This window comes from Mammaliicoccus sp. N-M50 (assembly GCF_022386995.1).
Lineage (GTDB): Bacteria > Bacillota > Bacilli > Staphylococcales > Staphylococcaceae > Mammaliicoccus > Mammaliicoccus sciuri_A.
Map to the genome: position 1 here is coordinate 123,372 of NZ_JAJNJA010000002.1, position 26,211 is coordinate 149,582.

Annotated in this window: 25 protein-coding genes; 21 read left to right on the top strand and 4 right to left on the bottom strand. The window is 32.2% G+C overall.

Annotated features, from left to right (window positions below):
* Positions 1-211 precede the first annotated feature (211 nt).
* The 6 genes from pepV to LQ622_RS03985 all read left to right on the top strand — a co-directional run bounded on the left by pepV (position 212) and on the right by LQ622_RS03985 (position 6,343).
* Positions 212-1,630: a dipeptidase PepV gene (gene pepV, locus LQ622_RS03960; RefSeq protein ID WP_037588588.1), complete on the top strand. Its 1,419-nt coding sequence runs from the start codon at positions 212-214 to the stop codon at positions 1,628-1,630.
* On the top strand, positions 1,627-2,475 hold the full coding sequence (gene dat, locus LQ622_RS03965; protein ID WP_239748112.1) for a D-amino-acid transaminase: 849 nt from the start codon (positions 1,627-1,629) through the stop codon (positions 2,473-2,475). The genes pepV and dat overlap by 4 nt, the downstream gene beginning before the upstream one ends.
* 263 nt (positions 2,476-2,738) lie before the next feature.
* The gene (locus LQ622_RS03970) at positions 2,739-3,530 is read left to right on the top strand and encodes a phosphotransferase family protein (RefSeq protein ID WP_025905270.1); all 792 of its coding nucleotides are present in this window, start codon (positions 2,739-2,741) and stop codon (positions 3,528-3,530) included.
* 13 nt (positions 3,531-3,543) lie between these two features.
* Positions 3,544-4,179, top strand: coding sequence for a tRNA (guanosine(46)-N7)-methyltransferase TrmB (trmB, locus tag LQ622_RS03975; protein WP_025905271.1), 636 nt, complete (start codon positions 3,544-3,546; stop codon positions 4,177-4,179).
* A gap of 132 nt (positions 4,180-4,311) precedes the next feature.
* Positions 4,312-5,154: a YtnP family quorum-quenching lactonase gene (locus tag LQ622_RS03980; RefSeq protein ID WP_232193771.1), complete on the top strand. Its 843-nt coding sequence runs from the start codon at positions 4,312-4,314 to the stop codon at positions 5,152-5,154.
* Positions 5,144-6,343 carry a MalY/PatB family protein gene (locus tag LQ622_RS03985; RefSeq protein ID WP_037588582.1) on the top strand — a complete coding sequence of 400 codons (1,200 nt, stop codon included), beginning with the start codon at positions 5,144-5,146 and terminating at the stop codon, positions 6,341-6,343. Before LQ622_RS03980 ends, LQ622_RS03985 begins: the two co-directional genes overlap by 11 nt.
* A gap of 67 nt (positions 6,344-6,410) precedes the next feature.
* Here the strand turns inward: LQ622_RS03985 and LQ622_RS03990 are convergent, their stop codons facing one another.
* A complete protein-coding gene (locus tag LQ622_RS03990) occupies positions 6,411-6,725 on the bottom strand; it encodes a hypothetical protein (RefSeq protein WP_204258595.1) in 315 nt (104 codons plus the stop codon).
* A 79-nt stretch (positions 6,726-6,804) separates the two neighbouring features.
* Here LQ622_RS03990 and LQ622_RS03995 point away from each other — a divergent pair, with 79 nt between their 5' ends.
* From LQ622_RS03995 to ccpA, 14 genes are all read left to right on the top strand, one after another.
* On the top strand, positions 6,805-7,881 hold the full coding sequence (locus tag LQ622_RS03995) for a M42 family metallopeptidase (protein WP_204258594.1): 1,077 nt from the start codon (positions 6,805-6,807) through the stop codon (positions 7,879-7,881).
* An 87-nt stretch (positions 7,882-7,968) separates the two neighbouring features.
* Positions 7,969-8,748 (top strand): amino acid ABC transporter substrate-binding protein, encoded by a 780-nt coding sequence (locus tag LQ622_RS04000; RefSeq protein ID WP_058611995.1) that lies wholly within the window; start codon positions 7,969-7,971, stop codon positions 8,746-8,748.
* Positions 8,729-9,448: an amino acid ABC transporter permease gene (locus LQ622_RS04005; RefSeq protein WP_191835880.1), complete on the top strand. Its 720-nt coding sequence runs from the start codon at positions 8,729-8,731 to the stop codon at positions 9,446-9,448. The genes LQ622_RS04000 and LQ622_RS04005 overlap by 20 nt, the downstream gene beginning before the upstream one ends.
* The gene (locus LQ622_RS04010) at positions 9,445-10,173 is read left to right on the top strand and encodes an amino acid ABC transporter ATP-binding protein (RefSeq protein WP_025905278.1); all 729 of its coding nucleotides are present in this window, start codon (positions 9,445-9,447) and stop codon (positions 10,171-10,173) included. Before LQ622_RS04005 ends, LQ622_RS04010 begins: the two co-directional genes overlap by 4 nt.
* An 87-nt stretch (positions 10,174-10,260) precedes the next feature.
* Positions 10,261-11,277, top strand: a complete 1,017-nt coding sequence (locus LQ622_RS04015) for a PTS sugar transporter subunit IIC (protein WP_159315521.1) — start codon at positions 10,261-10,263, stop codon at positions 11,275-11,277.
* Positions 11,274-11,588, top strand: coding sequence for a thioredoxin family protein (locus LQ622_RS04020; RefSeq protein ID WP_239748113.1), 315 nt, complete (start codon positions 11,274-11,276; stop codon positions 11,586-11,588). The genes LQ622_RS04015 and LQ622_RS04020 overlap by 4 nt, the downstream gene beginning before the upstream one ends.
* A gap of 155 nt (positions 11,589-11,743) precedes the next feature.
* Positions 11,744-12,622 carry a DUF1444 domain-containing protein gene (locus tag LQ622_RS04025; RefSeq protein WP_025905281.1) on the top strand — a complete coding sequence of 293 codons (879 nt, stop codon included), beginning with the start codon at positions 11,744-11,746 and terminating at the stop codon, positions 12,620-12,622.
* A 12-nt stretch (positions 12,623-12,634) separates the two neighbouring features.
* Positions 12,635-13,240 carry a YtpR family tRNA-binding protein gene (gene ytpR, locus LQ622_RS04030; RefSeq protein ID WP_126477592.1) on the top strand — a complete coding sequence of 202 codons (606 nt, stop codon included), beginning with the start codon at positions 12,635-12,637 and terminating at the stop codon, positions 13,238-13,240.
* Positions 13,224-16,481 (top strand): DNA translocase FtsK, encoded by a 3,258-nt coding sequence (locus LQ622_RS04035; protein WP_308193291.1) that lies wholly within the window; start codon positions 13,224-13,226, stop codon positions 16,479-16,481. Before ytpR ends, LQ622_RS04035 begins: the two co-directional genes overlap by 17 nt.
* A 22-nt stretch (positions 16,482-16,503) precedes the next feature.
* Entirely contained in the window at positions 16,504-17,811 is a 1,308-nt protein-coding gene (murC, locus tag LQ622_RS04040) for a UDP-N-acetylmuramate--L-alanine ligase (RefSeq protein WP_025905284.1), read from the top strand.
* 90 nt (positions 17,812-17,901) lie between these two features.
* Complete coding sequence (locus LQ622_RS04045; RefSeq protein WP_025905285.1) at positions 17,902-18,453, top strand: DUF948 domain-containing protein; 552 nt, start codon at positions 17,902-17,904, stop codon at positions 18,451-18,453.
* A gap of 91 nt (positions 18,454-18,544) precedes the next feature.
* Positions 18,545-19,207: a YtxH domain-containing protein gene (locus LQ622_RS04050; RefSeq protein ID WP_159315524.1), complete on the top strand. Its 663-nt coding sequence runs from the start codon at positions 18,545-18,547 to the stop codon at positions 19,205-19,207.
* Positions 19,208-19,464: 257 nt separating this feature from the next.
* Entirely contained in the window at positions 19,465-20,544 is a 1,080-nt protein-coding gene (locus tag LQ622_RS04055) for a bifunctional 3-deoxy-7-phosphoheptulonate synthase/chorismate mutase (RefSeq protein ID WP_037588564.1), read from the top strand.
* A 260-nt stretch (positions 20,545-20,804) separates the two neighbouring features.
* A complete protein-coding gene (ccpA, locus tag LQ622_RS04060; protein ID WP_025905288.1) occupies positions 20,805-21,794 on the top strand; it encodes a catabolite control protein A in 990 nt (329 codons plus the stop codon).
* Positions 21,795-21,846: 52 nt separating this feature from the next.
* On the opposite strand, the gene LQ622_RS04065 is transcribed toward ccpA, so the two are convergent.
* The 3 genes from LQ622_RS04065 to LQ622_RS04075 are packed head-to-tail and all read right to left on the bottom strand — an operon-like array spanning position 21,847 to position 24,280.
* Positions 21,847-22,992, bottom strand: a complete 1,146-nt coding sequence (locus LQ622_RS04065) for an acetoin utilization protein AcuC (RefSeq protein WP_204189080.1) — start codon at positions 22,990-22,992, stop codon at positions 21,847-21,849.
* The gene (locus LQ622_RS04070; protein WP_075578034.1) at positions 22,985-23,629 is read right to left on the bottom strand and encodes a CBS and ACT domain-containing protein; all 645 of its coding nucleotides are present in this window, start codon (positions 23,627-23,629) and stop codon (positions 22,985-22,987) included. Before LQ622_RS04070 ends, LQ622_RS04065 begins: the two co-directional genes overlap by 8 nt.
* Positions 23,630-23,644: 15 nt before the next feature.
* Positions 23,645-24,280, bottom strand: coding sequence for a GNAT family N-acetyltransferase (locus tag LQ622_RS04075; protein ID WP_239762029.1), 636 nt, complete (start codon positions 24,278-24,280; stop codon positions 23,645-23,647).
* Between the two features lie 149 nt (positions 24,281-24,429).
* Here LQ622_RS04075 and acsA point away from each other — a divergent pair, with 149 nt between their 5' ends.
* Positions 24,430-26,142 (top strand): acetate--CoA ligase, encoded by a 1,713-nt coding sequence (gene acsA / locus LQ622_RS04080; RefSeq protein WP_239762028.1) that lies wholly within the window; start codon positions 24,430-24,432, stop codon positions 26,140-26,142.
* Positions 26,143-26,211: the final 69 nt, after the last annotated feature.

Below are 26,211 nucleotides of genomic sequence, written 5' to 3' on the forward strand. Positions count from 1 at the left end.
TTTGTCCTAGTTTTTTTTGTTAACAACTTTTGTCGTGTCGGGAAATAATAAGATTCAAAAAAATAATTTTATATAAGACTTTAGTCGTACGTAAAAGGAAATAACTTTTCGCATAAAAAATTAAAAATTTATCGGTAATTCTATTTCATATTTACAAAAATATCATGTATTATATAGATAACTATTCAAGTTAAGAAAGAGATGATTTTCGATGTGGAGAAATAAAGTTAAAGAATATGAAGAAGATATTATAAATGATTTAAAGGGGCTATTAAGCATCGAAAGTGTAAGAGATGATGCAGCAAGTACATACGATGCGCCAGTTGGACCAGGTCCAAAAGAAGCGTTAAATTATATGTATAAGTTAGGGGAAAGAGATGGATTTTCTCACGTTGATATAGACAATATCGCAGGTAGAATTGAAGCGGGTAAAGGTGACGATTTATTAGGTATACTTTGCCATGTCGACGTTGTGCCAGCAGGTGCTGGATGGGATTCTAATCCGTTTGAACCTGTAGAAACAGAAGATGCAATTATTGCAAGAGGTACACTTGATGACAAAGGACCAACAATTGCAGCATACTATGCCGTTAAGATACTTGAAGATATGAAAGTCGAATGGAAAAAAAGAATACATATTATTGTAGGTACTGACGAAGAATCTGATTGGAAATGTACAGATCGTTATTTTGAAACTGAAGAAATGCCTTCAGTAGGTTTTGCACCAGATGCAGAATTCCCTCTAATCCATGGAGAAAAAGGGATTGTAACATTCAACATCGTTCAATCTGGTTATGTGGAAGATAATGATGAGCCTGAAGTAGAATTAAAAGCATTCTTCTCAGGTGAAAGATTCAATATGGTACCAGATACTGCTCAAGCTAAATTACTTATCAAAGAACAAATGACGAATGTTGTTCAGAAATTTGAATCATTTTTAAATGAACATGAGATTGAAGGCGAAACAACAATTGATGAAGGATTCTTAAACATCGTTGTTCATGGTAAATCAGCTCATGGTATGGATCCTACATTAGGTGTGAATGCTGGGTTATACCTTATTCAATTCTTAAATGAATTAAATTTAGATAAATACGCGAGCTCATACGTGAAATTTGCAAATGAATATTTAGTTGATTCTCCAAAAGGTGAAAAAATGGGTATGAAATTTGCTACTGAAGAAATGGGTGAAGTGACGACTAATACAGGTATTATGAGTTATACAGATGTAGATGGTGGTCAATTTGGTATTAATTTAAGATATCCAGAAGGCTTTAATTTCGATCAGTCAATGTCTCGTTTTTCTGAAGAAGTGAAAGAAAAAGGCTTCGACATTGAAATGGACAAACACCAAGTTCCACATTATGTAGATAAAAATGATCCATTCATTGAAAAATTATTATCAGCATATCGCAATCAAACAGGTGATCAGTCCGAGCCGTATACAATCGGTGGCGGTACATATGCTAGAAACTTAGATAAAGGTGTGGCATTCGGTGCGATGTTTAAAGATTCTGAAGATTTAATGCACCAAAAAAATGAATATATCACGAAAAAACAATTATTTAATGCAACTGCAATTTATTTAGAAGCTATATACAATGTCTGTGTAAAGGGTGATGATGAATGAGTTATATTTATATAAATGATGAGTTTGTTGATGAATCTGAAGGTAAGGTTAGCTATTCTGATAGAGGTTATAATTTTGGTGATGGCATATACGAATACATACGTATATATGATGGTAAAGTATTTACATCTAAAGAACACTATGAAAGATTATTTAGAAGTGCGAAAGAAATCGGACTTAATTTAGACGCGTATTCTGTTGAAGGTTTAACAGAAGTAACAAAAGAATTAGCAGCAAAGAATAATGTTGTAAATGGTGGCGTGTATATTCAAGTGACACGTGGTGTTGCACCTCGAAACCATCCGTTTCCTGATGCAAGTACAAAGCCTGTATTTTCAGCATTCTCTAAAAGCTATGACAGACCATATGACGAATTAGAAAATGGTGTTAAAGCTATTACAGTTGAAGATATCAGATGGTTAAGATGTGATATTAAGAGCTTGAACTTATTAGGTAACGTGCTAGCAAAAGAGAAAGCTACACAAAATGATGCTGCTGAAGCAATCATGCATAGAGGCGAAACAGTTACAGAAGGTAGTTCAAGTAACGTTTATGCGATTAAAGATGGCAAGATTTATACACATCCTGCAAATAATTTAATTCTTAATGGGATTACGAGACGTGTTATAAAAGAATTAGCCGAGGATTTAAATATTCCATTTATTGAAGAATCATTTACATTAGATTTCTTAAATAATGCAGATGAAGTGATTATTTCAAGTACATCTATTGAAGTCATGCCAGTTGTGCAAGTAAATGATCAAAAAATAGGTGTCGGAAAAGTCGGACAAATTACGAAGCAATTACAAAATGCATTTAATAATTATATAGAGTCAAAATCATAAAAATTTTTTAGTGTAATTTTAATATCTTAAGTAATTCAAGTGGATACTGAATTTATAAGACTTATTGTATATGAATAGGTTCAAAATACTCGAAAGTTTTCATTTATGAGGTTGAAATCTTAACCGAAAGATAATAAAATTTAAATCAAGCGCACTAAAATTACAAAAATTAAACAAAAATTTTTAAGATTAAAATATGACTCTTGAAAAAGAATATTCTTGAGTCTTTTTCTTTTTCTTTTATTGAAAGTGAGGTGGATAGGTTGGAACATTTTTATCAATTAGGATGGACATTAGACTCAGCAGGTGGTGCATCTGGTGAAGCATATATGGCAGAACAAGATGGCCGCAAGCTCTTCCTAAAACGTAATTCAAGTCCTTTCTTAACAGCATTATCTGCTGAAGGTATCGTGCCAAAATTAGTTTGGACAAAAAGAATCGAAACAGGAGAAGTTGTAACTGCACAACATTGGAAAAATGGTAGAGAGTTAGTCCAAGATGAAATGAATTCTAACCGTGTTGCCAAACTTCTTAAAAAAATACATTCTTCTAAACAATTATTAAATATGCTTAAACGTATGGAAATGAAACCTATGCATCCAGAGATTTTATTTAATAAAATTAACAGCTCATTGTCACGACATGTATTGTCTAATCGCACTGTGAGAAAAGCATTGTTATATTTAGAAGATAACATGCCAACATTAGACAGTAGATTCTATACAGTCATACACGGAGATGTGAATCACAATAATTGGCTTTTATCTGATCAAGATGAACTTTTCTTAGTAGATTGGGAAGGTGCAATGATTGCAGATCCAGCTATTGATATCGGAATGATTTTATATACTTATGTTGATGAGAAAGATTGGTCAGATTGGCTAAGTATGTATGGCATTAACGATACGCATGATTTAAAGAAACGTATGAAGTGGTATACATTGATTCAAGCTATCGCAATGGTAGAGTGGTATGAAGAGAAAAAACGTTATAAAGATATGAATGATTGGTTACACTTCTTAAATGAAGTGATGACAAGAAATGTATTTATATAAGGAGTAACTTTGAATGAGAATGAGAAATAAACCTTGGGCTGACGATTTCTTAAAAGATCATCCCAATATAGTAGATGTAGATCTTAATCATCAATATAAGATGGCAGAATGGTTTGATAAAGATCAACCCATTCATATTGAAGTCGGAACTGGTATGGGTAGATTTATTACTGAGACGGCTAAACAAAATCCTAATATCAATTACGTAGCAATTGAAAAAGATAAAAATGTTATGGTCCGTGTTCTTGAAAAAGTTAAAGAAATGGAATTAAACAATATTAAATTGATTAATCAAGATGCTAAATTATTAACAGAGTATTTTGTTGAAAATGAAGTTTCTAGAATTTATTTGAATTTTTCAGATCCATGGCCAAAGACAAGACATGCTAAAAGAAGATTAACTTTTTCTAGCTTTTTAGAAATTTATCAGCATATTTTGAAAAAAGATGGGCAAATACATTTCAAAACAGATAATCAAGGATTATTTGAGTATAGTTTAGAAAGTATGTCTCAATATGGTATGTCATTTGATTATATTAATTTGAATTTACATGAAGATGAGCCTGAAGATAATATCCGTACTGAATACGAAGATAAATTCTCTAGTAGAGGTTTTAGAATCTATCGTATGGAAGCAAGCTTTAAATAAGGAAGTTGGAATCGTTATGATTCTAACTTCTTTTTTTATGCCATTTTTAACTAATGTGTTGTAGCAATCATGAAAGATGTTCATTACTCTAATTAGTGATAAAATAATAATAAATGATTGGAGGGGAATTTCTTGTTAAATATAGGTGATTTTAAATTATATCCATTACAAGGTGGTATTACTCAAATGGATGGTGGTGCAATGTTTGGTGTCGTTCCAAAAGCATTGTGGACTAAAAAATATCCGCCTAATGAACTTAATCAAATACCTCTCGTAACACATCCTATATTCGTTCAAACAGATGAACACAATATTATAATTGATGCTGGGATAGGTAATGGTAAATTAACAGATAAACAAAAAAGAAACTATGGTACAACTTATGAAAGTGATATTAGTAACTCATTAAAGCAATTTAATTTGACCATAGATGATATTGATATTGTATTGATGTCTCATATGCATTTTGATCATGCTTGTGGACTTACAACTGCAGATGGTCAATCAGTATTTAAAAATGCAACAATTTATACATCACAAATTGAATGGAATGAATTGAGAGCCCCAAATATACGAAGTAGTGCTACATATTGGGAACAAAATTATAAAGGTATTGAACATCAAGTTGTAACATTTGTGGATTCGATGGAAATCGTTCCAGGCATTAAAATGATACATACTGGTGGTCATAGCGCTGGGCATAGTGTCATTGAAATTGAAAGTAATGGTGTGAAAGCTGTGCATATGGCTGATATCTTGCCTACATTAGCCCATCTGAATCCTTTATGGGTTACAGCTTATGATGACTATCCAATGGATTCTATTAATGCTAAGGAAAGGCTTTTACAGAGATATATTAAAGAAGATTATTGGTTCGTGTTCTATCATGATGCCAATTATTTTGCGCTTAAGCTTGATGAACAAACGAAGGGAATTAAAGAAGAAATAAGAAGGGATGATTTAATTGAAATATAATTTTGATGAAGTGATTGATAGAAGGGGAACAGCAACAGTAGCATATGATGGACAACGTAAAGTTTATGATTATGAGAACTTAGAACCATTTTGGATCGCTGATATGGATATTAAGACACCTGATTTTATTATTAACCATTTGAAAAATAAATTAGATCAAGCACATTTCGGTTATTTAGTATGGAAGCAAGAAGCATATTTAAATGCGATTAAAAATTGGTACAAAACAAGATTTTCTGTGAACATCCAAAAGAATGATATATATTATGTGCCAAGTATTTTGTTTACGGTAACTGAAGTTATACGTGAATTTACGAAAGAAGGCGAAGGTGTCTTAATACATACACCTTCATATAATGCTTTTTTAAATTTAATTGAAGGTAATAAAAGAGTTGCTGTCGAATCTCCATTAGTAGCGACAGATAACGGTTATGAGTTGGATAAAGAACAATTTGAAGAAATGGCAGCGCGTGATGATGTTAAAGTGTTAGTACTGTGTAGTCCTCATAATCCAACAGGTAAAGTTTGGACGAAAGAAGAATGTGCATTTATGAAAGATGTTTGTGAAAGACACGATGTCTTTATTGTTTCTGATGAAATTCATATGGATTTTGTGAGAAGTGAAAATGGATTCTATTCTATGACAAATGAAATGACATTAGATTCTCCAATTCTTGTTGTTACTGGATTAGGTAAAACATTTAACTTAGCGAGTTTAGCAAGTAGTTATATGATTACAAAACATCGCTATTTCACATTACAATTCAATCGTAAATTGGCAACATATTATGGATTGTCTGCTGCAAATACATTGGCTGTTGAAGCAGTTAAAGTAGCCTATAATGAAGCAGGTGAATGGGTAGATCAATTAAATGAGCATATCGAGAAGAATATGACCATCTTAGATGAATTTATTAAAAATGAAATGTCTGATCAGTTATCGTTCATTAAACCTGAATCGACATATTTAGCTTGGATAGACTTTTCTAAAAGTGGTTACGTAGAAAGTGATGTTCAAAAAGCATTGCAATCTGTAGGTAAACTTGCAACAGGCATCGGACATTCATATGAGCTTGGAGAAAGTCATCATTTCAGAATGAATTTAGCTTGTAGTGAAGAAAAATTAAGAAGCGGTTTAGAATCTATTAAAAAGTCATTCGACGCACTAGATCACGGTGAAGTTGAATAATGTTTCAGTCATAAAAAATAGAGTCTGAGGTTTAAATTAATCACTCAGACTCATCTTTTTAAACTTATTAAATTTCAAATATATCAATGACTTGGCCATTAAAGGCATCGGCTATAAATTCATAGTGTACTTGTTTATCATCATTGTTAACGGTAATACCACCATGCACAACTTTAGTTTCAATGCCGAATTTTTGGTAGGTCTTTGGGATATGTAATATATAAGAGGCTTCAACATTATTAAATTGTGCTTTGACTTGTTTAAGTATTTCTTCACAACTATATGGTTTATATTGCTTAGCATATACGATAGAAGCAATAATTCCTAAACCAGTAAAAATGGACAATAATATAATGAAAAAGCGGAACTTATTATTCTGCATGACCATGCCTCCTTCTATTTAATTTAAGTTTAACACAAAGACTGAATGATAGATAAATATTTCAATAAGGAGATTTACAATGACACAAATTAGACAAGAAACACTTAATAGAATGAAAGAATTAACAGAATTACACGCTGTACCTGGATTTGAAAATGAAGTACGTGAATATTTAAAAGAAAAAATGGCACCATTTGTTGATGAAATTATTGGTGATAATATGGGCAGTATTTATGGTGTGAAAAAATCCAAAAAAGAAAATGCTCCTAAAGTATTAGTAGCAGCTCATATGGATGAAATTGGCTTTATGGTTACTGAAATGACAAAAGAGGGTATGTTAAAGTTCACACCACTTGGCGGTGTGTCATCAGACGTATGGCTATCACAAACACTACAGTTAAAAACGCGTGACGGTAAATACTATAACGGCGTAGTTGGCAGTATCCCTAAACATTTTAGAACTGGTAAAGAGTCAGGTGTTGCTATTGAAGATATGCTTTTAGATGTTGGTGCAGAAAGCATTGATCAATTAAAAGAAATGGGCATTAAAATTGGTGATACAATTGTTCCAAGTACGAATTTTGAACAACTAACAGAGAATAGAATACTCGCTAAAGCATGGGACAATAGATATGGTTGTTTAGTCGGATTAGAATTACTCGAAGCAGTTAAAGATGAAGAGCTTGATGTTGATTTATATGTAGGCGCAAATGTTCAAGAAGAAGTTGGTTTAAGAGGTGCTTCAGCAAGTGTGAATTTAATCAAACCAGATTTAGCATTAGTTGTGGATTGTTCACCTGCAAATGATATGAAAGGACACATTGGCTTATCAGGTGCTTTAGGAAAAGGTGTATTAATTAGAATTTTAGATCGTACGATGATTTTATCTGAAAGAATGAGAGATTATTTAATTGAAATGGTTGAAGAAAAAGAAATTAATCATCAATACTTCCAATCACCAGGTGGTACAGATGGTGGAGAAATTCATAAAGCTCTAACAGGTATCCCAACTGCGGTAATCGGTGTTTGTGCTAGATATATCCATACAAGTAAAGCTATTTATGACGCAAGAGATTACGAAAGTGCAAAATTATTACTCAATGAAATCGTGTTAAATTTAAGTTCAGAAAAGATTGAATATTTGAAATTTAAATAGTCCAGATTTTAGTAATTGACAGTAGTTGTAATTCGGTCTAAAATATGTTTATTCCGATTTGGATACTAAGAATAGAGGGATGTATAAATGAAAAAGGGTATATTTTTAATTATTGCATTAATTGTTGTGTTAGCTGCATGTGGAAACAGCAACGACAAGAAAGAAAGTAGCAAGAAAGATGATAAAACAATTGTAGTAGGTACAGAAGGTACGTATTCACCATTTAGCTTCCATGATAAAAATGATAAGTTAACTGGATATGATGTAGAAGTAACAAAAGCAGTTGCTAAAGAAATGGGATACAAAGTTGAATTTAAAGAAACACAATGGGATTCAATGTTTGCTGGGTTAGATTCAGGACGTTTTGACATGATTGCTAACCAAGTTGGTATCAACGATGAAAGAAAAGCAAAATATAAATTCTCAGATCCATACACTTATTCAAATGGTGTATTAGTAGTAAATGAGAATAATAAAGACATTAAATCATTCGACGACGTTAAAGGTAAAAAGTTAGCACAAACTTTAACATCTAACTATGGTAAACTTGCAAAATCTAAAGGTGCAGATATTACTAAAGTAGATGGCTTCAACCAAGCGATGGATTTATTACAATCAAATCGTGTTGAAGGTACTTTCAATGATAATGTTTCATATTTAGATTATAAAAAGCAAAAACCTAACGCTAAAATAAAAGCAATTCAAGGTGATGCTGAACAAAGTCAATCTGCATTTACATTTAGTAAAAAAGAAGATGACAAAGTGATTAAAGATTTTAATAAAGGTCTAAAAACTTTAAAAGATAATGGCGAATTAGAAAAAATAAGTAAGAAATGGTTTGGCGCTAATGTTTCAGAGCCTAAATGATGAGCAACTTCATGCATTAAATGCTGCCAAACAAGCATTTCTACCGATGTTAGAGGGTCTAGTTAAATATTCTATTCCTATTACTTTAGTTACTTTTGTACTTGGTTTAATCTTGGCATTAGTTACAGCATTAATGCGTATATCAAGTAGTAAAGTTCTAAAAGGGATTGCACGTTTTTATGTTTCAATCATTCGTGGTACACCTATGATTGTTCAATTATTCATTATCTTTTACGGAATCCCTGAGATTGGTAGATTGGCAACAGGAAATGCAGACAATCAATTAACTTTGTCACCTGTCATAGCTGCGATAATTGGTCTTTCTTTTAATGTAGGTGCATACGCATCTGAAATTTTAAGAGGTGGAATTATGTCTATTCCGAAAGGTCAAACTGAAGCGGCATACTCGATTGGTATGAATTATAAACAAACTGTACAAAGAATTATATTACCTCAAGCAATTAGAGTTTCAGTACCTGCATTAGGTAATACATTCTTAAGCTTGATTAAAGATACGTCTTTACTTGGCTTTATTTTAGTAGCAGAAATGTTTAGAAAAGCACAAGAAGTCGCTTCTACAACATATGAATTCTTAACGATTTATTTACTAGTAGCGATATTGTATTGGATTGTATGTTTTATCATATCAATCGTTCAATCTTACTATGAATCTTATATTGAAAGAGGGTATCGTTCATGATTGAACTTCAAAATATTAAAAAGTCATTTAATGATAAAGAAGTCATCAAAGGGATTAATCTTTCAGTAGATAAAGGTGAAGTAATTACTTTAATTGGGAGATCAGGTTCTGGTAAGACAACTTTATTGAGAATGATGAATGCATTAGAAATTCCGACTGAAGGTACTGTAGTTGTTAATGGCGAAACGTACACGGCAGATAATAAGAAGTCCCAAATTAAAGTACGTAAACAATCTGGTATGGTGTTTCAAAATTACAACTTGTTTCCACATAAAACAGCAATTGAAAATGTTATGGAAGGTTTAGTTACTGTTAAAAAAGTAAATAAACAAAAAGCATATGACGAAGCACTTCAACTTTTAGAAAAAGTAGGATTAGAAAGTGTTAAAGATCAAAGACCTCATGCTTTATCTGGTGGTCAACAACAACGTGTGGCGATTGCGAGAGCATTGGCAATGAACCCTAAAGTGATGTTATTTGACGAACCGACATCAGCATTAGACCCAGAGTTAGTGAATGATGTATTAAAAGTTATTAAAGATTTAGCCAATGAAGGTATGACGATGGTTATTGTTACACATGAAATGAGATTTGCTAGAGAAGTTTCTGATAGAATGATATTCATTCATGATGGTTTAATCGGTGAAGAAGGTAAACCGGAAGAAATGTTTACTCAACCGAAAACAGACGCATTGAAGAAATTTCTAAATGTTATAGAAGTATAAAGTTTCAATATACACATGTTATTATTTTAATTTAAATAATGACATGTGTATTTTTTATTGTATAATCCTTTTAAGGAGTGTGAATAAATGGAACGCGTAAAATCTTTTTTTAATCGAACAATTATAGATGGATTAAGTTATATGGCTTTAGGTTTGTTTAGCACATTAATTGTTGGACTGATTATTGAAACTTTAGGCCAATCATTAAATACATATTTTGATACTTCAATGATGATAGAAATAGGTAAGTTAGCTCAAACTTTAACTGGAGCTGGGGTAGGGGTAGCAGTGAGTTACGGTTTAGGCGCATCACCACTCATTATATTTACAACTGCTGTAACAGGAATGTATGGATATGAACAAGGGGGCGCTGTAGGTAGTTATTTATCTTCAGTATTTGCAAGTGAACTTGGAAGATTATATTCAGGCAAAACTAAAATAGATATTATTTTATCACCGATTTTAACGTTATTTATAGGTGCAGCAATTGCAAAGTTTATAGCACCATTTATCGATGCATTTATGAAAGCATTAGGAAACTGGATACAATTAAGTACGGATCAACAACCTTTATTAATGGGGATATTCGTCAGCCTTATAGTTGGACTTACACTAAGTAGTCCAATTTCAAGTGCAGCTTTAGCGTTAATGCTTGGCTTAAGTGGAACAGCGGCAGCAGCAGCTACGATAGGTGGTTGTTGTCATATGGTCGGATTTGCAGTAACAAGCTATAAAGATAATGGTATTTCAGGTGTTATTGCTCATGGTATTGGTACAAGTAAACTTCAAATTCCAAATTATTTAAAGCAGCCTTTTATATTAATACCACCAGTCGTAGCAAGTATTGTCGTAGCGCCAATTATGACAGTCTTTTGGCCAATGGAAAATAATGCTGCTGGTGCTGGAATGGGTTCAAGTGGACTTGTAGGGCAAATTATGACGATTAAAACAATGGGTAGTACGACTGAAGTATACTTACAAATTGCATTCTTCCATTTCTTATTACCAGCTGTAATCAGTTTATTTGTTTATCAATTGTTGAAGAAGTATCATATAATTAAAGATGGTCAACAAACATTAATGATAGGAAGTGCAAAGAAATGAAACAATTAACGTCAATCGAAGAATACAAATCATTGATTAACGAACCAACAATATTTATGTTCACAGCATCTTGGTGTCCGGATTGTCATTTTATAGATCCTGATTTACCTGGACTTGAAGAGAAATATCATCAATATCAATTCGTATCAGTTGATCGTGATGAATTTATTGATTTATGCCAAGAAGTTGATGTTATGGGCATTCCAAGTTTTATCGCTTATAACAACGGTCAAGAACTTGATAGATACGTTGGTAAAGAAAGAAAAACAATTCCACAAATTAGTGAATTTATTGATGGATTAAATAATTAAATTTATATAAAAAAAGCAGGTCGAAAAAAGTTTCTTTTATTTTCGAATTACCTGCTTTTTTATTTTATTTAACTTCATTTAAATATGTTTATCACTGTTACATAACTGCGATTTGTTGTAAACTATATAGAGGTATAAAAATAGGAGTGTTAAGTATGAATGTCTTTCAAATGAGAGATTTATTAAAAGACCGATTGAAAACTTTAGATGCAAATTTTAAGTTTGATAGGGAAAATGAAAGTTTAAGAATTGAACGAACGGATAATCAAAAAGGGCTTTCAGTTAAATTAGCTCCGATTATTGCTAAATATAAAAATAACGGTAATAAAACAATAGACGAAATTGTTTATTACGTCACTGAAACTATAAATGCAATGCAAGATGAATCTAATAAAGAAATTAATAAGATTGAGATCTTGCCTGTCATAAGGTCTACTAGTTTTCATAAAGAAACGAAAGAAGGTACACCTTTTGTCATTGATGAACATACAGCTGAAACAAATATATATTATGCGCTTGATTTAGGAAATACTTATAGACTAATAGATGAGTCTATGCTCAGTGAACTTAATTTAACGAAAGAACAAATTAAAGAGCAAGCGTTATTCAATATTAAAAAGAGAAAAACAACTTACAAGTCTGATGAAGTTCAAGGCAATACATTCTACTTCATTAACACGAATGATGGATATGATGCTTCACGAATTCTCAATCAAACATTCTTAAAAGATGTTTATCAAAATATTGAAGGGGAAATGTTATTAGCTACACCTCATCAAGATGTATTGGTGATTTGTGATATTAAAAATGAAATTGGATATGATATTGTAGCGCAAATGACGATGCAATTCTTCCAAAATGGCTTAGTGCCAATAACATCATTATCATTCTCTTATACACCTGATAAACCTTTAGAACCAATATTTATTTTAGGTAAAAATCACTCTCGTAAGAGAAACCAAGAAGTTATTGAGCGTTTAGAAAAAAATAGAGAAATATTTAAAAAAATGAAAAATAATCAAAAAAGATTGTAAGGAGTAGGAGAAATGAATTTATTTTATAATAAAAATGGTGTTGGCGACGTATTAATGGTTACTTTAGAACCTTTAACTGAAGGATTAGAATATGATTTTCAAAATGATTTAACAATTATCAAAAGCGAAGATAAAATTGTTGGATTGAATATATTCAATGCTTCTAAATATGTTCAAATAGAAGGCAATGGCAATATTAAAGTTGAAGAGAAACACATTAATAGTATTCAAGACTTACTAGAGAAAAATAATATTAATTATAAATTAGACGTTGATTTATCTCCTAAGTTTGTAGTAGGATACGTATCTGAAAAATCAAAACATCCTGATGCAGATAAACTATCAGTATGTAAAGTTGATGTTGGAAATGAGACATTACAAATTGTATGTGGCGCTCCAAATATTGATCAAGGACAAAAAGTTGTTGTTGCTAAAGTAGGAGCGGTAATGCCTAGTGGAATGATTATTAAAGATGCAGAATTACGTGGTGTTCCTTCTAGCGGTATGATTTGTTCAATGAAAGAACTTGATTTAGAAGGTGCTCCAAAAGAAAAAGGTATAATGGTACTAGATGATAGTTATACTGTAGGAACACCATTCTTTGAAGACGAAAGGTAGTGAACCTATGAGTTGGTTTGATGATATATTCGGGCAATCGAAAAATGAACAAAAAAATGAAAAGCAAAAAAGCGATCAAGTGTCTTTTGATCATCATCCAGATGACGATTCAACTAATGAAGAAATTTATAGAAGACCTAAAGGCAAATTTAGATTTCCGATACAAATGGAATATGAAGAGCAATCCAATCAAGAGCATCATCAACGTGATAATGAAACAAGTCAACGAGAAGAGAAATATCATGATAGTAGATTTTATGATGAAAGCTCAGCTTCTTTTCCAACGAATAGAAGAAGACGTAGAAGAAATCGTAATGTAGATTCATATGAACCTGCTAAGAAGTCAAGAAGTTATGACCAGGATGTAACACATCATTACGGTACGAAAAGTAAACAATCTTCTCAACGATACGACAACAGTAAACGTCATCATGATGACTATCAATTTCAAGAGAGATTAAATGCTTTACATCAGCCAAAATTTAAAGCTTCTGAAGTGCCTTCAGCAATATTCGGTATGAGAAAACAAAAAGAAGTTCCTAATAGTGGTTTGAAAGATCATTCAGCTCAATCTTCACAAAATGATGCTGTAAAAGAAAATAAACGTAAACAAAGTAGTGAAATCGTACGAGATGTCCCTACTTATTCAAAGACGGACAATACGATTAACATTGAAAATATTTATGCTTCACAAATTGTTTCTGAAATTAGAAAAGAACGTGAGAAGAAACTTCAAAAGAAAAAACAATTTGAAAAAGCTTTAAGAGAAAAAAGAGAACAAGAGCTTAACAGTCTTGATTCAGAAGAGAAAAAGTCACAAATTAAAAATCAAGACTATTACTTAAAACAACAAGCTTCATATATTAAAAATGATCCAAAAGATTATCAAGACGTGGAAGATGAACAAGAAGACTTACACGATGAATTACAAAATGACATACATCAAGATGAAACAAGCGACTTACATGATGAGACGGCTAATTCTAATGCGTTACAACCAGATGTCAATGATTTAACTACATATGAATTTAAAGAGATAGACTTGGATTTTGATGATACAGAAGACGACATTCAGCAAGACAATGTTGATGAAATCGTTGAAGAAGTTGATGCTGAACAAGAAGAAGTCAACTCAACTCACGATTCAAATGAAGAGGAAGTTTCAGAATTTGAAGAAGTAGAATCAAACAATGAAGTAGAAGAAATTCATAATGCTGAAGACAGTACGGAAGCTGAAGCAATACAGTATTTTGAAGAAGATAATGATGATTCTAATGAAGCTGTTATCGAACCTTCAGAAATAATCGATACGCATGATTCTCTCGAAGAAGACAATGATGCATCCATTACGCAATCAGAACAATTTGTCGAAGATGATATTTATTTTGAAGAAGTAGAAGATTCTGATTCTGAAGCTGAAGAAATAGATACAATCGAAAATGCTGAAGATTTATTAACATTTGACGAAACTGAAGAAGATAGAGATGAAAGCTTATTCGAGTCTGATCATGTTGATGTGGAAAGTGATACTGAAACAGAAGAAGCGGATAATGTTATTGCAGAAGAATCAAATAACGATCCTATAGAAGTAGAGGACACGGTTCAACAACCTGAAGAACCTAAAGAGACAACTTCTCACGAACCTATCTTGAAGCCTAAACCTGTTAGAAAGTCTTCACCATTTAACGTGATGATGACACCTTCAGATAAGCGTAAACATCAAGCATTTAAGAGTTCATCAAATATCAACAAGACACAAACATCAAACATACAACAAGCAGAAAGTGAAACTCAAAACGAACAACATGGGTCTAACCAAGCTGTTAAACGTAAAGGACCATCTTATGTACTTCCACCAGTATCTATATTAGATGATGTTGTCGAGGAAGAAGATAATAGTGAATGGTTAGAGGAAAAGAAAAAAGAACTAGATGAAGCTTTTTATCATTTTAATGTGCCTGCACATGTAGTAAATATGATACAAGGGCCAACTGTAACGAGATTTGAATTATCTGTTGAAAAAGGTGTTAAAGTATCTAGAATTACTGCTTTACAAGATGACATTAAAATGGCATTAGCTGCTAAAGATATTCGTATTGAAGCACCTATCCCGGGTACAAGTTTAGTAGGTATCGAAGTGCCTAATCAAAGTCCTAAAAAGATTCCGTTAGGCCAAATGATTACGTCTAAACCTTTCCAACAAGCAGAGAGTAAACTAACTGTAGCTATGGGCTTTAAAATAAATAACGAGCCGCTATTAATGGATATTGCAAAGACACCTCATGCGCTCATTGCCGGTGCTACAGGTTCTGGTAAGTCAGTATGTATTAATGCTATTTTAACAAGTTTACTTTATAAAAATCATCCAGATGAGCTGAAACTATTACTGATTGATCCTAAAATGGTAGAGCTTGCACCGTATAATAATTTACCGCATTTAGTTGCGCCAGTTATTACGGATGTTAAAGCCGCAACTGCTAGTTTAAAATGGGCTGTTGAAGAGATGGAACGTAGATATAAACGTTTTGCAGAATTACATGTTAGAAATATTACGGCATTTAATAAGAAAGCAAATTACGAGCAAAGAATGGCAAAAATCATTATAGTTATAGATGAGTTAGCTGATTTAATGATGATGTCACCTCAAGAAGTTGAACAATCTATTGCTAGAATTGCACAAAAAGCTAGAGCATGTGGTATACATATGATTCTTGCGACACAACGACCATCCGTCAATGTGATTACAGGTTTAATTAAAGCAAACGTACCAACAAGAATATCATTCATGGTATCGTCTTCTATTGACTCTAGAACAATTCTTGATGTTGGTGGAGCAGAGAAATTACTTGGTAATGGTGATATGTTATATCTTGGTAACGGTATGAATAAACCGATAAGAGTTCAAGGTGCATTTGTATCAGATGATGAAATTGACGAAACAGTAGAAAATGTAAGTAGTCAAATGAAACCAAATTATCTATTCAAAGAAGAAACATTGTTGAAAAAGGTAAATGAACAACCTGCTGATGCACTGTTTGATGAAGTTTGTGAATTTATGTTAAACGAAGGTCATATTTCAACTTCACTTATACAAAGACATTTCCAAATTGGATATAATAGAGCAGCTAGAATGATTGATAACCTTGAAGAGAGAGGTTATATATCTGGACCTAACGGCTCTAAACCAAGAGATGTACTCATTACTAAAGATATGATAGAAGAAAGAGAAACTAACATTTAAGAAATAGAAGGAGTGACATGAAATGACATTATTTCATTTTGTCGGCATAAAAGGTGCAGGTATGAGTTCACTTGCACAAATCATGCACGACATGGGACATAAAGTACAAGGTTCTGATATAGAGAATACAGTATTTACTGAAATAGCATTAAAAAATAAAGGCATTAAAATATTACCATTTGATGTTGAAAATATTAAAGAAGGTATGACTGTTATAGCAGGTAATGCCTTTCCAGATACACACCCTGAAATAGCTAAAGCATACGAAATGGGACTTGAAGTGAAAAGATATCATATTTTCCTAGGTGAATTTATGTCCCAATATACGTCAGTTGCAGTTACAGGTGCACACGGTAAAACATCGACAACTGGATTATTATCACATGTCATGAATGGTGATCAAAAAACGTCATTCTTAATAGGTGATGGAACAGGTATGGGATTACCTGATAGCTCATACTTTGCTTTTGAAGCTTGTGAATATAGAAGACACTTTTTAAGTTATTATCCAGATTATGCGATTATGACAAATATTGATTTTGATCATCCGGACTATTTTAAAGATTTACAAGACGTAACAAATGCATTCCAAGAGATGGCTAGTAATGTTAAAAAAGCAATCGTTGCTTGGGGACATGATGCTGAGCTTAGAAAAATTAAAGCTGATGTTCCAATTTACTTTTACGGTTTTGAGCATGACAATGATGTCTATGCTGACAATGTTCAAACGTCTTCTAAAGGTACAACATTTGATGTTTACTTTAAATCTAAAAATGAACTTATAGGTACATTTACAACACCTATGTATGGTGATCACCACGTTCTAAATGCATTAGCAGTTATTGCAATTTGTCATTTAGAAAAACTAGATATTGAAAATATTAAAGAAGCATTATTAACATTTGGTGGTGTAAAAAGAAGATTTAGTGAAAGTTTTTACGACAATCAAATCTTAATCGATGACTATGCACACCATCCGAGAGAAATTAATGCTACAATTGAATCAGCTAGAAAAAAATATCCTGAAAACGAAGTGGTTGCAGTATTTCAACCTCATACATTTTCAAGAACAGAAACTTTCTTAAACGAATTTGCTGAAAGTTTAAACCTTGCTGATAAAGTATACTTATGTGACATCTTTGGTTCTATTCGAGAACAACAAGGTGAGCTGACAATACATGATTTAAAAGCATTAATTCCTAATGCGGATTTAATAAGCGAAGAATCAGTTTCTCAGCTACAAAAGCATGATAATGGTGTTATACTATTTATGGGTGCTGGAGATATTCAAAAAGTTCAAAAAGCCTATGTTTCTTCACTATCACATTAAATATAATATGTTTATACTTTAATAGTGAGGGTATTAAATATTAGTAAATCGAATAAAGATTAGTTTTATAATTATTAGGAGGCGTTCAGTATGGATTGGATTTTACCAATAGCAGGCATAATTGCTGCGGTTGCATTTTTAATTATTTGTGTTGTCTTAGCACTATTTTTAATGCAATTATTAAAAACAGTTAAAGGAATTAATGAAACTTTAGATGGCATTCAAGGCCAAATACAAGGTATCACACGTGAATCTACTGATTTACTTCACAAAGCAAATCGTTTAACTGAAGATATTCAAGATAAATCATTACGCTTAAACTCAGTAGTAGATGCAGTTAAAGGTGTTGGAGATTCTGTACAAACACTTAATAATTCAGTAGATAGAGTTACAAATTCTATTACTCACAATATCTCACAAAATGAAGATAAGATTTCTCAAGTTATTCAATGGTCAAATGTTGCAATGGAAGTTGCAGATAAATGGCAATTAAGAAGAGATCGTAGAAGTAACGTATCATACAAAAATAATGTAAATGCTTCTAAAGATTTTGAAGCGCAAGTGCCGAAAGACTACAATGAAACAACAACATCAGGTGACAACCTAGATGAAGATAAAATTGGTGCAGGCTTGAAAAAATAAAGTGCATGGAAGCAAATAACTATCTTTTCAGGCTGAGGCATTTAAACATGTCACAGCCTGATTTCTTTAATAAAATTAGGGGGAAAATATAATGGAAAACAAATACAATAGAGATTTATATACACATGGTTTAGAAACGTATGAAGCTGAATATGAAAAAAATACAAACGGTAGAGATTTTGTATTTGGTGTAGTATTAGGTACAGTAGTAGGCGGAATTGTTGGTTTATTACTAGCTCCTAAATCAGGGAAAGAATTACAAGATGATTTAAGTGAGAAATCAAACAAAATTATCGATGACGTTAAAACTAAAACTGACGACTTAAAAGTTCAAGCTCAATCTAAAGCTGAAGAAATCAAAACACAAGCTGAAGAAAAGAAAGAAGAAGTTAAAACTAAAGTTGAAGATAAAAAAGCTCAAGCTAGTGAAAAAGCAGAAGAAGTGAAAGCTAAAGCTGCTGATAAGAAAGAAGAAGCTAGTCAAAAAGCGGAAGAAGTAAAAGCTAAAGCTGCTGACAAAAAAGAAGAAGTTAAAACAAAAGCTTCAGAAAAGAAAACAGAAACTAAGAAAAAAGCAGAAGAAGTAAAATCTAAACAAGCTGAAAAGAAAGCTAACAAAGGCGTTGTAACAGCTGACGATGTAGGCGACGAAGAATTAAAAGCACAAAAAAGTGCAATTAAATCTGAAGTAGAAAATGAAGACTTAAAAGGTCCAAAAACAGTTGTAGAGAAAAAAACTTTCGATAAAAAATAATAAATAAGTGATGTTTAACGCATATTATTTGTACTACCGAAAAGTCATAACATAACTTTTCGGTAGTTTTTTATATTGTAATGAACACTATTATAAATTAAAATATACTTTATTAGTCTGATTAGTAATAAATTTTAATATTTTTGAGATGTTGGGGTTGAATCAGAGCATTTTAATTGTTATACTAACATCTAATTACTTATATATTTTATCGCTTTAAAGTATGTGAGTTAAATTGTTTACATGAGGTGAAAAGGATGTCAAATGAATTAGAGAATTTAAGAAAAAGAATTGAAGGTATTAATGATGAAATTTTAGCTTTATTACAAGAGCGTGGTACTTTAGCTAAAAAAATTGGTGAAGAAAAACGTAAACAAGGTACTCAAGTATATGATCCACAACGTGAAAAAGAAATGTTAAATCATTTAATTGATAATAACCAAGGACCATATAACGACAATACTATTAAGCAATTATTTAAAGAGATCTTTAAAGCTTCTACTGACTTACAAAAATCTGAAAATGAAAAACATTTATATGTTTCTCGTAAATTAAAACCAGAAGATACTATTGTACAATTCGACAATGGTGCAATTATTGGTAATAATAAAAAATCATTCGTATTCGGTCCATGTTCTGTAGAATCACAAGAACAAGTTGATGCAGTTGCGAAAGATTTAGCTGATAGAGGCGAAAAATTCATTAGAGGTGGCGCATTTAAACCACGTACTTCTCCTTACGACTTCCAAGGTTTAGGTGAAGAAGGATTAAAAATTCTTAAAAATACTAAAGATAAATACGGTTTAAATATCGTAAGTGAAATTGTAAATCCTGCACACTTTGAAATGGCTGATGAATACTTAGATGTATTCCAAATTGGTGCAAGAAACATGCAAAACTTTGAGTTATTAAAAGAAGCAGGTAGAACAAATAAACCTGTCTTATTAAAACGTGGTCTTTCTGCAACTATCGAAGAATTCATCTACGCTGCAGAATACATTCACTCACAAGGTAACAATAACATTATCTTATGTGAACGTGGTATTAGAACATATGAAAAAGCTACAAGAAACACATTAGATATTTCAGCAGTTCCTATTTTAAAACAAGGTACACATCTTCCAGTTATGGTTGACGTTACGCATAGTACTGGACGTAAAGATATTATGTTACCATGTGCTAAAGCTGCATTAGCAGTTGGAGCTGACGGTGTAATGGCAGAAGTACATCCTGATCCATCAGTAGCATTAAGTGATGCTGGTCAACAAATGGACTTAAACGAATTTGATGCATTCTACAAAGAAATCGTTGAAGCTGCTAAATTATACGAAAAATAATATTCATATACATCAACTGGCGAAAAGTTATCATAACTTTTCGCCAGTTTTTTTATGTTGTAAATTAACATATGTTCGTTTGTTTTCTGAAAAACTATTTACAATTTACACAAAAACCAAAAATATTAGAGCAATTGTATCGACAACACCTCTATAATCTTTTATAATTGGTAATTGTGAGTTCGCTTTCATATACTTTGAAAACATTATGAAAACGTGCTAGAATAAAGTAGAAAACGTTTTCAAGATAGGAGGATATTATGACTGTAACAATATATGATGTTGCAAGAGAAGCAAAAGTATCAATGGCAACAGTTTCACGTGTCGTAAATGGTAACCAAAATGTTAAACCTTCAACACGTGATAAAGTAAATGAAGTCATTAAAAGATTAAATTATAGACCTAATGCTGTAGCTAGAGGTTTAGCAAGCAAGAAAACAACAACTGTTGGGGTAATTATTCCTGACATTTCAAATGTTTATTATTCTGAATTAGCTCGTGGATTAGAAGATATTGCCACTATGTATAAATATCATACAATCATTTCAAATTCTGATAATGATAGTGAAAAAGAACAAGAGATATTTAATAATTTATTAAGTAAACAAGTTGACGGTATCATTTTCTTAGGTGGTACTTTAACAGACGAAACAGTAGATCTTATTGATAAATCATCAGTACCAGTAGTCGTTTCTGGTACAAATGACAAAGATTCTAAACTTGCTTCAGTTAACATTAACTATACAGAAGCTAGTAAAGAAATTGCTGAGTCATTGATTAAGAAAGGTGCTAAGAAATTTGCATTTGTAGGTGGGGGATATTCAGAAAAAGCACAAGATGATGCTTTTAAAGGATTAGAACTTGCACTTCAAGAAGCTGGCCTTGAAATCGAAGACAATGCTAAATTTGTTGGTAATGAAACATATAAAGATGGTAGCCGTGCTTATGAGGCTGTTTCTCAAGATAAGCCGGATGTTATTTTATGTATTAGTGATGAACAAGCAATTGGTATTGTACACGCAGCACAAGATGCAGGCGTTAATGTACCAAATGATTTACAAGTTGTAAGTTTCAATAATACAAGATTAGTTCATATGGTTAGACCTCAATTATCAAGTGTGACACAACCATTATATGATATTGGTGCAGTTGGTATGAGATTATTAACTAAATATATGAATGACGAACAAATTGATGAACCTAATGTGATTTTACCTTATAGAGTAGAATATAGAGGTACAACTAAATAGTATAAAAAGACGACTGAAACAATGGATATGTTTCAGTCGTCTTTTTTAATATTTAATTAAACCAGTCTAATATTCTTAATTTAGTATTATTATTTTTTTCTGTTATTTCTGTTCTTCTTGGTATTTCAGTATAGTCTTCTTTTTCATCTATCCAAGTTGAAGGTAGTGGTAATGGTGCGTGTGATTGGTATTTTTGTAACCATGAATCTGGTAGCGAGCCTTCAGGTGTTTGTAGGTCATTTAGTGCAAACCATACATGTGACCACGCTCTAGGTACAACGCGCCATATATTATAGCCACCGCCACCAATCATAATGATTTTGCCATCACAATATTTGTCTGCTAAACCTTTAACGATATAAGGTATTTTATACAATGTATCAAGTGTGCAGCTCAAATGTGTGAGTGGATCTAAATAATGTATATCCACACCATTTACACTAAGTATGACATCTGGCTTATATGCTTTACAAACGGCTTCTACTGTATCTTTAAAGACGTCTATGTATGAATCGTCTTCTGTATAAGCATCTAATGGTACATTGACTGTGGTTCCAAATCCTTTACCATCACCGCGTTCTGTTAACGCACCAGTGCCTGGAAATAAGTATCGACCAGTTTCATGTATAGAATAGTTCATGACGTCTTCGTTTGTATAAAATGACCATTGTACGCCATCGCCATGATGAGCGTCTGTATCAATATATAAGACGCGTTGATTATACTTTGATTGCATGTATTGAATGGCAACAGCGCTGTCATTATATATACAAAATCCGCTCGCTTTACCTTTAAAGCCGTGATGTAAGCCACCACCAAGATGGCATGCTCTTGTTGCTTCTCCAGACATAACAGCATCTACTGCACTTAAAGTTCCACCAACAACACGTGCACTATTTTCATGCATATTTACAAATTGTGGTGTGTCTTCAGAATTTAATCCGTATTTATCATATTCTTCTAATGGTAATTCACCATTGCCAGCTTTCTTTATTGCTTCTATATAATTTGGTTCATGTACGAGTTGAAGTTCTTCATCAGTCGCTACCCGAGGTGGAATAATATGCGCTTCGGTTAATACCCCTAAATCAAAGAGTAAATCAGTTGTTAATTTAAGTCTCATTTGATTGAAAGGGTGACTATCTGAAAAACGATATTTCAATAAATCTTCAGAATATACATATTTAACATTAGTCATTTTTTATACCAAACGGATAGATGACATGGTAATCTTGTTCTTCTAATAATTTGTATATCTTCTCTGGATTCATTGATTTCACTCGTAACATCAGGTATCTCTTATTAATATCTTGTTGATCTGCATATGCAAGAACGTTTAAGATATCAATATTTTGTTCTTTAAATATTCTTGTAATATCATGAAGTGCGCCAACTTTATCATCAATATGTACTTCAATAATAGAACCAGGCATAGTCACGCCAGTAAGTTCTAAAAATGTATTGAGCATATCTTTTTGGGTTACGATACCAATTACTTTATTATCTCGAATAACTGGAATTGAACCGATAGACATTTCATAAAAATCTAGTGCAATATCTTCTACAAAATCAAGTGGATGGCAACGTATCACATTGCGTCTCATAATTTTTGAAACAGATAATGACAAACTTTTATTGGGCTCGTCATCAGATAATATGCTAGGCAGTGCCATTTTTATATCTCTATCAGAAATAATACCGAGTAAATGATCTTCTTCATCAACAATCGGTAAATGTCTAATTTCTTTTTGTGTCATTAATACTAAAGCATCTTCAATAGATTTATCACTTTGTATTGTCGTACAAGGTGATGTCATAATTTTTTCAACTAACATAAATTTAAACCCCCTCTAAAAGAAAAATCGATTCATAAATCTGAGCTTATCAAATGCTTCCATTTGTTCTTGTTGAATATTTTGTCCAATCCTTGCCATTAGGCTATTTGCTGGATGACTAATAATTTCAGGATCATCTGTTGCAAACACTTCTAATCCACCTTCAGCCATCATTTTATGCATGATTTTTTGATATTGATAAACATCTAAACCACTGTTTTTTAAATCCCAATGCCAATAATATTCAGTTGTAATGACGATGAAATCTTCCATTTCTGGTGCTTTCATAGCAAGTTGAAGCATTTTTTTACCTAGACCATATTTACGATAATCTAAAGACAATTCAATAGCGCCTAATTCTAGAATATACGGTAAATTACCATCTGACCATCTCTCTAATGGGTCAGGGTATAAGTATGTTGTATAACCAATAATATGTTGATCAATACGTGCAATAATTATTCTTCCTTCTGGTAATTCAGCAATTTCAATGATCGCTTCAAATTGTTCTTTAGATACTCTAAAACTATTGAGTCCTTCATCAAAAGTCATGTTCCGTAATTCATCTGGATGTACAGGTCCTTCAACGATAATATCTGTGTCTTTATCATAGGGGACAGTTTCAGATATAAAAGTCTTCTTGAATTTCAATGTTGTACCTCCTTTCATTAAGTATGATATTCTATATTTGTAATATGTATTTTGAATAATCAAATTTTTTTGAAAAGTATCATCTATTTATATTATAATGTAAATAGGCTTTATTGAAAACGATTACATTCATAAAAGGGGAGATTTAAATGAAAGTCGAAGTATACGAAGCATTAAATGATTCTTATAACCTTGCTGATTATGATGAAACAGTAAAAAATCATAATTGGAAAGATATCGAAAAGAATTTCAGTTGGAGTGAAACTGGAAAAATAAATATGGCTTACGAATGTATAGATCGTCATGTAGATAATGGTAAAGGGGACAAAATTGCACTTCATTATAAAGATAGCAATAGACAAGATAGTTATACATTTAAAGAATTACAAATCGCGAGTAATAAAGCTGCAAATGTCTTGAAAAATGAAGCGAATGTACAAAAAGGTGATAGAGTATTTATATTTATGCCTAGAACACCTGAATTATATTTCTCTTTATTAGGTACTTTGAAGATTGGGGCTATTGTAGGTCCATTATTCGAAGCCTTTATGGAAAAAGCAGTTAAAGACAGATTAGAAAATAGTGAAGCTAAAGTTATCATTACGACGAACGATTTAGTTGGTAGAATTCCGAAAGATGAATTACCAAACCTTGAACATATTGTCGTTGTAGATGACGATGTAAGTGATGAATACATTGATTTCAATCAATCATTTGAACAAGCAAGTGAAGAATTTGATATTGAATGGTTAGATCGAGAAGATGGATTGATCTTACATTATACATCAGGTTCTACAGGACAACCTAAAGGTGTATTACATGTTCAAGAGGCTATGATCGTACATTATATATCTGGTAAATATGTATTAGACTTTAAAGAAGATGACATTTATTGGTGTACAGCTGACCCAGGTTGGGTAACTGGAACATCATATGGTATCTTTAGTCCATGGTTAAATGGTGTTACAAACTGTATCGTCGGTGGAAGATTCTCGCCAGAAGGCTGGTATGACTTTATTCAAACATATGGCGTAACGATTTGGTATACTGCGCCAACTGCACTACGTATGTTAATGGGTGCTGGCGATGATGTTGTTAGTAAATATGATCTTTCTTCATTAAGACATGTGCTTTCAGTAGGTGAACCGTTAAACCCTGAAGTTATTAAATGGGCACATAACGTATTTAATCATAGAGTACATGATACATGGTGGATGACTGAAACAGGTGGACATATGATTGTAAACTATCCATCTATGGATATACGTGCTGGTTCAATGGGTAAACCTTTACCAGGTATTGAAGCAGCAATTGTAGATGATCAAGGTAATGAATTACCACCGAATAGAATGGGTAACTTAGCCCTTAAAAAAGGTTGGCCATCAATGATGAGAACAATTTGGAATAACCAACCTAAATATGATTCTTACTTTATCAATGATGAATGGTATGTTTCAGGAGATTCTGCATATAAAGATGAAGATGGTTATTACTGGTTCCAAGGTAGAGTTGATGATGTCATCATGACTGCTGGTGAACGTGTAGGTCCATTTGAAGTTGAATCTAAACTTGTTGAACATCCAGCTGTTGCTGAAGCGGGTGTTATCGGTAAACCTGACCCAGTAAGAGGTGAAATTATTAAAGCATTTATTGCTTTAAGAGATGGGTATGAAGAATCAGACGAACTTAAAGAAGAAATTAGAAAGTTTGTTAAAGAAGGATTAGCTGGACATGCAGCACCTCGTGAGATTGAATTTAAAGATAAATTACCGAAGACACGTTCAGGTAAAATTATGAGACGTGTACTTAAAGCTTGGGAATTAGATTTACCAGCAGGTGACTTATCTACGCTTGAAGATTAATTTAAATAAAGTTCACGTCATATAATTGGCGTGATCTTTTTTACGGGAAATTTGAATAAAAGTAGCTTA

Excerpts from the sequence above, each read along its gene's own strand:
- pepV (WP_037588588.1), top strand. The coding sequence starts at position 212 with ATGTGGAGAAATAAAGTTAAAGAATATGAAGAAGATATTATAAATGAT.
- dat (WP_239748112.1), top strand. The coding sequence starts at position 1,627 with ATGAGTTATATTTATATAAATGATGAGTTTGTTGATGAATCTGAAGGT.
- trmB (WP_025905271.1), top strand. The coding sequence starts at position 3,544 with ATGAGAATGAGAAATAAACCTTGGGCTGACGATTTCTTAAAAGATCAT.
- LQ622_RS03990 (WP_204258595.1), bottom strand. The coding sequence starts at position 6,725 with ATGCAGAATAATAAGTTCCGCTTTTTCATTATATTATTGTCCATTTTT.
- LQ622_RS03995 (WP_204258594.1), top strand. The coding sequence starts at position 6,805 with ATGACACAAATTAGACAAGAAACACTTAATAGAATGAAAGAATTAACA.
- LQ622_RS04000 (WP_058611995.1), top strand. The coding sequence starts at position 7,969 with ATGAAAAAGGGTATATTTTTAATTATTGCATTAATTGTTGTGTTAGCT.
- LQ622_RS04005 (WP_191835880.1), top strand. The coding sequence starts at position 8,729 with ATGTTTCAGAGCCTAAATGATGAGCAACTTCATGCATTAAATGCTGCC.
- LQ622_RS04010 (WP_025905278.1), top strand. The coding sequence starts at position 9,445 with ATGATTGAACTTCAAAATATTAAAAAGTCATTTAATGATAAAGAAGTC.
- LQ622_RS04015 (WP_159315521.1), top strand. The coding sequence starts at position 10,261 with ATGGAACGCGTAAAATCTTTTTTTAATCGAACAATTATAGATGGATTA.
- LQ622_RS04020 (WP_239748113.1), top strand. The coding sequence starts at position 11,274 with ATGAAACAATTAACGTCAATCGAAGAATACAAATCATTGATTAACGAA.
- LQ622_RS04025 (WP_025905281.1), top strand. The coding sequence starts at position 11,744 with ATGAATGTCTTTCAAATGAGAGATTTATTAAAAGACCGATTGAAAACT.
- ytpR (WP_126477592.1), top strand. The coding sequence starts at position 12,635 with ATGAATTTATTTTATAATAAAAATGGTGTTGGCGACGTATTAATGGTT.
- murC (WP_025905284.1), top strand. The coding sequence starts at position 16,504 with ATGACATTATTTCATTTTGTCGGCATAAAAGGTGCAGGTATGAGTTCA.
- LQ622_RS04045 (WP_025905285.1), top strand. The coding sequence starts at position 17,902 with ATGGATTGGATTTTACCAATAGCAGGCATAATTGCTGCGGTTGCATTT.
- LQ622_RS04050 (WP_159315524.1), top strand. The coding sequence starts at position 18,545 with ATGGAAAACAAATACAATAGAGATTTATATACACATGGTTTAGAAACG.
- LQ622_RS04055 (WP_037588564.1), top strand. The coding sequence starts at position 19,465 with ATGTCAAATGAATTAGAGAATTTAAGAAAAAGAATTGAAGGTATTAAT.
- ccpA (WP_025905288.1), top strand. The coding sequence starts at position 20,805 with ATGACTGTAACAATATATGATGTTGCAAGAGAAGCAAAAGTATCAATG.
- LQ622_RS04065 (WP_204189080.1), bottom strand. The coding sequence starts at position 22,992 with ATGACTAATGTTAAATATGTATATTCTGAAGATTTATTGAAATATCGT.
- LQ622_RS04070 (WP_075578034.1), bottom strand. The coding sequence starts at position 23,629 with ATGTTAGTTGAAAAAATTATGACATCACCTTGTACGACAATACAAAGT.
- acsA (WP_239762028.1), top strand. The coding sequence starts at position 24,430 with ATGAAAGTCGAAGTATACGAAGCATTAAATGATTCTTATAACCTTGCT.